The 4,649-nt window shown below is 71.6% G+C and carries 3 protein-coding genes; 1 reads left to right on the forward strand and 2 read right to left on the reverse strand.

The features are described from left to right. Both DKL51_RS00605 and DKL51_RS00610 read right to left on the reverse strand, forming a co-directional pair. A partial coding sequence (locus DKL51_RS00605; protein ID WP_148097690.1) for a GNAT family N-acetyltransferase occupies positions 1-552 on the reverse strand: 552 nt, incomplete at its 3' end. Beyond that, a complete protein-coding gene (locus DKL51_RS00610; protein WP_243420467.1) occupies positions 549-1,715 on the reverse strand; it encodes a GNAT family N-acetyltransferase in 1,167 nt (388 codons plus the stop codon). The genes DKL51_RS00610 and DKL51_RS00605, both read right to left, overlap by 4 nt. Positions 1,716-1,875: 160 nt before the next feature. Here DKL51_RS00610 and secA point away from each other — a divergent pair. Next, a partial coding sequence (gene secA, locus DKL51_RS00615) for a preprotein translocase subunit SecA (RefSeq protein WP_124811607.1) occupies positions 1,876-4,649 on the forward strand: 2,774 nt, incomplete at its 3' end.

Below are 4,649 nucleotides of genomic sequence, written 5' to 3' on the forward strand. Positions count from 1 at the left end.
GGCGGCCGGCCCCGACGGGTCGTCCGCGAGGCGCACCCAGGCGATGAGGTCGTGCCGGCCGCCGCCACGGGTCGGGTTCGCCGCCCGGCGTACCCCCTCGTGCCGGAAGCCCGCGGCCAGCGCGACCCGCTGGCTGGCGGTGTTCTCCTCGTTGGTGAGCAGTTCCAGGCGGGCGGTGCCGTCGGCGAAGGCGCGCTCGGCCAGCGCCCGGGTCGCGGCCGTCGCCACGCCCCGGCCGCGTGCCCACGGCGCCACCCAGTAGCCGATCTCCGCCTGCCCGCGGGCGGGCACCGGCTGGCTCAGTCCGATCCCGCCGAGCAGCCGGTCGGTGGCCGGGTCCGCCATCACGTACGCGGCACCGCCGGTGGCCCAGGCCGCGGGCGCGCCTTCGGTGATCCACCACCGGGCGCTCTCCTCGGTGTACGGCTCCGGCAGGCCGGAGATGCCCCGCTGGGTGAGCGGGTCGGCGCAGGCGGCCGCGGTGTCCGCCGCGTCGTCGAGGCGGAACGGCCGCAGCCGCACCCCGTACGCCTCGAACGGCTCCGGCGTCACGCCAGGTCCTCGGCCACCAGGGCGGCCACCCAGGCGTCGCCCCGGCCGTCCCGGGCGGGCAGGACGCCCCGTGCGGTGCCCTCGAAGGCGAAGCCGGCCTTCTCGGCGACCCGGCGGGAGGCGGTGTTGCCCACCAGCGCCCGCCACTCGATCCGGGCCAGGCCCAGGGTGGTGAAACCCCAGGCGGCCAGGGCGCTCACCGCGGCCGGCATGTAGCCGCGGCCACGGGCGTGCGGGGCGGTCATGAAGCCGACGTCACCGTTGAGCGGGTCGGCCCCGGAGATCCGCAGGTCGACCGAGCCGACGTACCGGTCGTCGCCGTCGGCGATGGCGTAGTAGGCGCCGGTGCCCCGGGCCCACGCCGCCCCGGCGAAGTCCCGCATGAAGCCCTCGGCGTGCTCCCGCTGGTAGGGGTGCGGCACGGTGGTCCAGCGGATGGTGTCCTCGTCCCGGCAGGTCGTCACGATGGCGTCGAGGTCCCGCTCCTCCAGCGGGCGCAGCCGCAGTTCGGTGGCGCCGGCGGTGGCGAAGAGGACCGCCTGAGGGCGGCCGAAGACGGCGGCCCTGCGGGCCTCCAGGGTGTCCGGGCCGGCGGGACCGGGTTCGCCGGGTGCGGGCAGCTCCCCGGGGAACAGTGAGCCGATCCAGCCCTCCGGCCGGCCGTCGACCGCCGGGTGGGCCAGCCGCAACTCGCCCTCGACCCGGAAACCGGCGCGGAGCGCGACCAGCCGGGAGGCGTGGTTGCCGACCTCGGCCTGCCAGATCACCCGGCGCAGCTTGAGCGCGTCGAACGCCCAGCGGGCGACCGCCCGGGTGGCGCGGACCGCCACGCCGCGGCCGCGGGCCCAGGGTGCGGTCCAGTAGCCGACCTCGGCGGAGTCCAGGCTCCGGTCGATCGAGACGAGGCCGCAGGAGGCCAGCAGCTCCCCGGTGGCCGCGTCGCAGACGGCGAACGGTGCCCCGGTGCCGTCCGTCCAGGCGCTGCCGCTGATCTCGGTGACGAAACCGAGGGCGTGTTCGGGCAGGTACGGGCGAGGTACGGTGGTCCAGCGCTGGATGTCCGGGTCCTGGCAGGCGCGGTGCACCGCGTCGGCGTCCTCGGTCCGCCAGGGCCGTAGCAGCAGGCCGTCCTCGATGATCTCCACAGGCTCCACCCGAGCCATCGTGCCGGATCGTTCGCGTTGGGCGTAACCCGATATCCGCCGGTCAACGGACGGTCGGTGCGTTATGTCGGGTTCGGCGGCCCGGGCCGCCGCCACCAGTGACCATCGCCGCGATGGAGCGCCTACGATGGTTCGAGACTGTCTAGGGGAGCGTTGATCCGTGTCGATTCTGGAAAAGGTCCTTAGCGCGGGCGAGGGCCGAATGGTGCGCCGGCTCAAAGCCATCGCCGCCGCCGTCAACTCGATCGAGGACGACTACGTCAACCTCACCGACGAGGAGCTGCGTGGCCTGACCGAGCAGTACCGCGAGCGGCTCGCCGATGGTGAGACCCTCGACGACCTGCTGCCGGAGGCGTTCGCCACGGTGCGCGAGGGGGCGGCGCGGGTGCTCGGCCAGCGCCCCTACGACGTCCAGGTGATGGGCGGCGCGGCGCTGCACTTCGGCAACATCGCCGAGATGAAGACCGGTGAGGGCAAGACCCTGACCTCGGTCATGGCGGTCTACCTGAACGCGCTCTCCGGCAAGGGCGTGCACGTGGTCACGGTCAACGACTACCTGGCCCAGCGCGACGCCGCCTGGATGGGCCGGGTGCACGAGTTCCTCGGCCTGACCGTCGGCGTGGTGCTGCCCAACCGACCGGCCAGCGAGCACCGTGCGGCTTACGAGTGCGACATCACCTACGGCACCAACAACGAGTTCGGCTTCGACTACCTGCGCGACAACATGGCCTGGTCGAAGGACGAACTGGTTCAGCGCGGCCACAACTTCGCGGTGGTCGACGAGGTCGACTCGATCCTCATCGACGAGGCCCGGACCCCGCTGATCATCTCCGGCCCGGCCGAGCACTCCGCCCGCTGGTACCAGGAGTTCGCCGGCGTGGTGGCCCGGATGCAGCCGGGCACCGACGGCGAGGGCGACTACGAGGTCGACTACGCCAAGCGGACAATCGCGGTCACCGAGCGCGGCGTGGCCAAGATCGAGGACCGGCTCGGCATCGAGAACCTCTACGAGTCGGTCAACACCCCGCTCGTCGGCTACATGAACAACGCGATCAAGGCCAAGGAGCTCTACAAGCGCGACAAGGACTACATCGTCAGCGACGGCGAGGTCCTGATCGTCGACGAGTTCACCGGCCGTATCCTGCACGGCCGCCGCTACAACGAGGGCATGCACCAGGCGATCGAGGCCAAGGAGGGGGTGGAGATCAAGCAGGAGAACCAGACCCTGGCCACCATCACCCTCCAGAACTACTTCCGCCTCTACGAGAAGCTCTCCGGCATGACCGGTACCGCCCAGACCGAGGCGAGCGAGTTCAACAAGGTCTACAAGGTCGGCGTCGTGACCATCCCGACGCACCGGCCGATGGTCCGCCTCGACCGGCCGGACGTCATCTACAAGACCGAGAAGGCCAAGTTCAACGCCGTGGTCGAGGACATCGCCGAGCGGCACGCGCAGGGTCAGCCGGTGCTGGTCGGCACCGTCTCGGTGGAGAATTCCGAGATCCTCTCCCAGTTGCTGCGCCGCCGGGGCATCCCGCACTCCGTGCTGAACGCCAAGTTCCACGCCAAGGAGGCGGAGATCGTCGCCCAGGCCGGGCGCAAGGGCGCGGTCACCGTCGCCACCAACATGGCCGGCCGTGGTACGGACATCCTGCTCGGCGGCAACCCCGAGTTCCTCGCCGCCAATGAGCTGCGCCAGCGCGGCCTCGACCCGGTCGAGCAGCCGGAGGAGTACGCCAAGGCGATGGAGGAGGTCCTGCCCACGTGGAAGCAGGCCTGCGACGCCGAGGCGGAGGAGGTCGCCGCGGCCGGCGGCCTCTACGTGCTGGGCACCGAGCGGCACGAGTCGCGCCGGATCGACAACCAGCTGCGCGGTCGCGCCGGCCGGCAGGGTGACCCGGGCGAGTCCCGCTTCTACCTCTCCCTCCAGGACGAGCTGATGAAGCGCTTCCGGGCCGGCGCGGTCGAGGCGGTGATGGAGCGCTTCAACATCCCGGAGGACGTGCCGATCGAGTCGAAGATGGTCACCCGCCAGATCAAGAGCGCGCAGGCGCAGATCGAGGGCCAGAACGCTGAGATCCGCAAGAACGTCCTCAAGTACGACGAGGTGCTCAACAAGCAGCGCCAGGTGATCTACGCCGAGCGGCTCCGGGTGCTGAACGGCGAGGACCTCTCCGAGCAGGTCCGCAACATGATCGACGACGTGGTCACCGCGTACGTGGTCGGCGCCACCAGCGAGGGCTACGCCGAGGACTGGGACCTCGACCAGCTCTGGTCCAGCCTCAAGCAGCTCTACCCGGTGGGCGTCACCGTCGAGGAGCTGGAGGACGAGGTCGGCTCCCGGCCCGGCCTCGACCAGGACTTCCTGCTCGCCCGGCTCAAGGAGGACGCGCACGCCGCGTACGACCGGCGCGAGGAGGAGCTCGGCGAGGAGGCGGTCCGCCAGCTCGAGCGGATGGTGCTGCTCCAGGTCATCGACCGCAAGTGGCGCGAGCACCTGTACGAGATGGACTACCTGCAGGAGGGCATCAGCCTGCGGGCGTACGCCCAGCGCGACCCGGTCATCGAGTACCAGCGCGAGGGCTTCGACATGTTCGCCACCATGATGGACGGCATCAAGGAGGAGACGGTCGGCTTCCTCTACAACCTGGAGGTGCAGGTCCAGGAGCCGGAGCCGGAGGCCGAGGAAGTGCAGCTGCTGGAGAAGCCGGTCGAGATCCGCGCCAAGGGCCTCAACCGTGCTCCGCAGCCGCAGGGCCTGCAGTACTCGGCGCCCGCCGTCGACGGCGAAGCCGGCCGTGGCGCGCCGGTGATCGAGCGCTCCGATGAGGAGGCTCCGGCGCTCGGCGTCGGCCGTACGCAGTCCCCGGAGCGGCCGGCCGCCCCGGACGACGCGGCGGCCGGGATGAGCGGCCAGGCCGTGGCGGCGGGCAC

The sequence above is a fragment of the Micromonospora globispora genome (genome assembly GCF_003857015.1).
Classification (GTDB): domain Bacteria; phylum Actinomycetota; class Actinomycetes; order Mycobacteriales; family Micromonosporaceae; genus Micromonospora; species Micromonospora globispora.